This window comes from Mesorhizobium sp. M7A.F.Ca.US.006.04.2.1 (assembly GCF_004022915.1).
In the GTDB taxonomy this organism is placed as follows: Bacteria; Pseudomonadota; Alphaproteobacteria; order Rhizobiales; family Rhizobiaceae; genus Mesorhizobium; species Mesorhizobium ciceri.
The window spans coordinates 1-3,567 of the sequence record NZ_RZQA01000692.1; the positions used below are offsets into that span (position 1 = coordinate 1).

A 3,567-nucleotide genomic window follows, 5' to 3' on the forward strand; every position below is an offset into this window, starting at 1 on the left:
ACCGGGGACAGTCTGGCGCGGGCCCTGGAATCGAGCGTCGACCGCTTCGGCATGAAGACCGCGCTGGTCGATCAGGGACGCCGCCCGAAGATCATCGTCATGGTCTCCAAGTTCGACCACGCGCTTCTCCATCTGCTGTACCAGATCAGGGTCGGCTGGCTGAACGCGGAGGTTGCAGCCGTCGTCTCCAACCACGAGGATGCCCGCCGCTTCGCCGAGCTGGAGGGCATTCCCTACCACCATTGGCCGACCACCAAGGAGAACAAGGCCGAACAGGAACAGAAGCTGCTGGACCTGGTGCAGCGGACAGGGGCCGAACTGGTCATCCTGGCGCGCTACATGCAGGTCTTTTCAAAAGGTCTGTCGGACCGGCTGTTCGGACGGGCGATCAACATCCACCATTCGTTCCTGCCGAGCTTTAAGGGCGCCAAGCCGTACCACCAGGCTTTCGACCGCGGCGTCAAGCTGATCGGTGCGACGGCGCATTACGTCACTTCCGACCTCGACGAGGGCCCGATCATCGATCAGGAGACCGAACGCGTCACCCATGCGATGAGCGCCGAGGATTTCGTCGCTGTCGGGCGCGACATCGAAAGCCGGGTACTGGCGCGCGCCGTCAAGCTGCATCTCGAAGCCCGCGTCATGCTCAACGGCCACAAGACCATCGTCTTCTGAGAAGCCGCGTCAGGCCGGCCAACTGGCGCCGGCGAGCGCGGCGTAGAGCGCTTCGGCGTCGATACCGAGCGGCCGGTCCTCTTTCAGCATGGGGACGAGAGCGCGGATTGCCGTGTGAATTGCGGCGGTGCGCGGCGCCAGCGTGAAGCCGTCGCGCAGGTCGACGGCCTGCGCGGCGGCCATCAATTCGAAGGCGATCAGCCGCCGCCACAGCGCGATCATCCCTGCGCATTTCGCAACCGCCAGAGGTGTCTGCGTGGCGTGATCCTCGACGCCCTCCGACACGGCCAGAAAGTCGAGCATCACCGGATTGGCCTTGTGGCGGATGGCGGCCAGGATCGAGGTCACTGTCTTCTGTAGCGGTACGAAGCCGGCGGAGGCGCCGCCGACCGGCGACAGATATTTCGGTAGGCCATTGCGGCCCGAACCGGTGAGCTGGATGAAGCGCGCGGCACTGGCCGCGGCACATTGGGCGATCGCCAGGCCGAGCGTCTCAAAGGCGAGCGCCAGTGCGGCGGTGTGGAAATTGCCGGTCGACAGTACCAGTTCATCATCGCCCAGCACCAGCGGGTTGTCGGCGGCGGCGTTGAGCTCGATCTCGACAGCCTGTCTCGCCTGGCCGATCGCCTCGATCAGTGCGCCATGGACCGACGGCATGCAGCGGATCGACAGCGGGTCCTGCAAGGTGGTCGGTGCCGGCGCGTCGTCTCGGACGAGCAGATTGTGCAGCACCTTGGCTGCTTCCTGCTGGCCGGCTGCCGGGCGCGCCATATGCAGGCGCGGGTCGAGGATGGTGCGGTTGGCACCAAAACCTTCCATGGTCAAAGCCCCGGCATGCTGTTGCTGGGCCAGGGCAGTGAGGGCATCCGTCACCGCAAGTGCGCCGCTGCCGGCGGAAACCGCCGATGCGTTGATCAGCGATAGCCCGTCCTTGGGCGCCAGGCTGATCGGGGCGAGGCGCGCCATCATCAGCGCCTTGGCCGCCGGTATGCGACGGCCCTGATAGTCGGCTTCGCCTTCGCCGGTGAGCATGCGGGCGAGTGCCGTCATCAGCACCAGGTCGCCGGCTCCGATCGAACCGAGCGAGGGCATGACGGGATGGACGCCGGCATTGAGCGCGTCGAGCAAAGCAACGAAGACGGAAGACGAAAGGCCGGATCCGCCAACCGACAGCATCGCTGCACGCGCGGCCATGCTTGCCCGCACGGCATCGACCGGCAATCCTTCGCCGACGGCGCCGCTGCGTCCCTCCAGCAACTGGCGCTGGAAGGCTCCGGCATCGCCCTCTACAGCAGTGCCGAGATTGGCGCCGAGCCCGGTGTTCAAGCCATAGATCTGCTGGCCGGACGCTGCAGCCTGGTCGAGCACTCTTCGTGCCTTCTCCAGCCTGCCGATGACATCGGGTCCGATCTCCACCTTGCGCCCATCGCGGGCGACCGCAGCGACATCGCCGACGCCGACGCCGGTTCCGGTGAGGACGAGCGCGCTCATGCGAAGCGCAGTCTCTGGCCGATGCCTTGCGCCTGCGCCTTGGCCAGCATCGCCTTGCCCAACGCGATATCAGACAGCGACAGGCCACGATGCCAGAACAGGATCGTTTCGTCGTCGCTTTCGCGCCCGACTTTCAGGCCGGCGGCGATCTGGCCGAGTTCGGCATGCAGCGTCTTCTCGCTCAGCCGCCCGGTCTCGACATGGGCGCGTAGCGAGCCGAACTTGCCGCCCTTGCACTGGCCCCAATCGTCGACGACCATTTTCTGCATGATGTCGGTCAACGACAGTTCCACCGCGCTCATCGTGCCATAGGGCACGACCAGCGCGCCGGGCTTGATCCATTCGGTCTTCAGCAACGGCTGCGGCTCCGGCAGCCGCGAGGCCTCGACGACGATGTCGGCGCCCTCGATGCAGCTTTTCCAGTCGGCCACCGCTGTGACCGTCTTGCCGAGATCGGCTGAGAGTTCGGCGGCAAAACCGTCGCGGCTTTCCGGGCGGCGCGAATGGACGCGAATCTCGTCGAAGTCGAAGAGATGGTCGAGCAGGCGCACATTCCAGTAGGCGGTGCCGCGCGCGCCGATATGGGCCAGCACCTTGGAATTCCTGCGCGCCAGATGCCTGGCGCCGATGGCGGTGACGGCGCCGGTTCGCATGTCGGTGATGACGGTGGCGTCGAGGATGGCGCGCGGCGCGCCGGTGCGCGGGTCGAACAGGTTGAGGATGCCGAATTCGGAAGGCAGGCCATGCAGGTAATTGTCGACATAGTCGCCGACGATCTTGACGCCGGCCGTGTCGAGCGGCGCGACGTAGCCGCGCAACACGTTGAAATGGCCGTGGAAGGACGGGTCCGGCTCGAGATGGACGCGCGGTTCGATCACCGTCTGGCCCTTGCCTTGCGCCACCAGGCCAGCCTCGACGGCGGCGATGATTTCGCCATCGGTCATGGCAAGGGCATCGATGTCGAGGGCATTGAGGTAGTCGATGTAGATGGGCTTCATGTTACGCGTATACTCTCCTTGACGGCCCCATCCATTCCATAGCAGGCCATGGCGGCACACGAAAGTTTGTTGCGACGTCTCTGGACGTCGCCGGGGAGATGCTGTTCAAACCGGTTCCGTCATGACTGCCATTCCCGAGATCGCAACCTTGTCCGAAACGGCCACCCATGCGCGGCGCGTGGCGTTGATCGTCGCCATCGCCTTTTTCATGCAGTTGCTGGATTCGACGATCATCTCGACATCGCTGCCGCAGATGGGCGCCTCCTTCGGCGTGTCGCCGGTGGCGATGAGCATCGGCATCACCGTTTACATGCTGACCATGGCGGTGTTCGTGCCGCTGTCGGGCTGGCTCGCCGACCGGTTCGGGGCGCGCAACATCTTCCTGCTGGCGATCGTCCTGTTC

At 65.3% G+C, this 3,567-nt stretch carries 4 protein-coding genes; 2 read left to right on the forward strand and 2 right to left on the reverse strand.

The window, feature by feature from the left end:
* Positions 1-675, forward strand: a 675-nt coding sequence (locus EN925_RS28170) for a formyltetrahydrofolate deformylase (RefSeq protein WP_128337082.1), incomplete at its 5' end; no start/stop codon positions are given.
* 9 nt (positions 676-684) lie between these two features.
* On the opposite strand, the gene hutH is transcribed toward EN925_RS28170, so the two are convergent.
* The gene (hutH, locus tag EN925_RS28175) at positions 685-2,166 is read right to left on the reverse strand and encodes a histidine ammonia-lyase (protein ID WP_127369029.1); all 1,482 of its coding nucleotides are present in this window, start codon (positions 2,164-2,166) and stop codon (positions 685-687) included.
* Positions 2,163-3,164, reverse strand: coding sequence for an ornithine cyclodeaminase family protein (locus EN925_RS28180; protein WP_027160708.1), 1,002 nt, complete (start codon positions 3,162-3,164; stop codon positions 2,163-2,165). Before EN925_RS28180 ends, hutH begins: the two co-directional genes overlap by 4 nt.
* A gap of 121 nt (positions 3,165-3,285) precedes the next feature.
* On the opposite strand from EN925_RS28180, the gene EN925_RS28185 reads away from it, so the two are divergent.
* Positions 3,286-3,567 (forward strand): MFS transporter (locus tag EN925_RS28185; protein ID WP_128337083.1); only part of this gene is annotated, 282 nt, incomplete at its 3' end.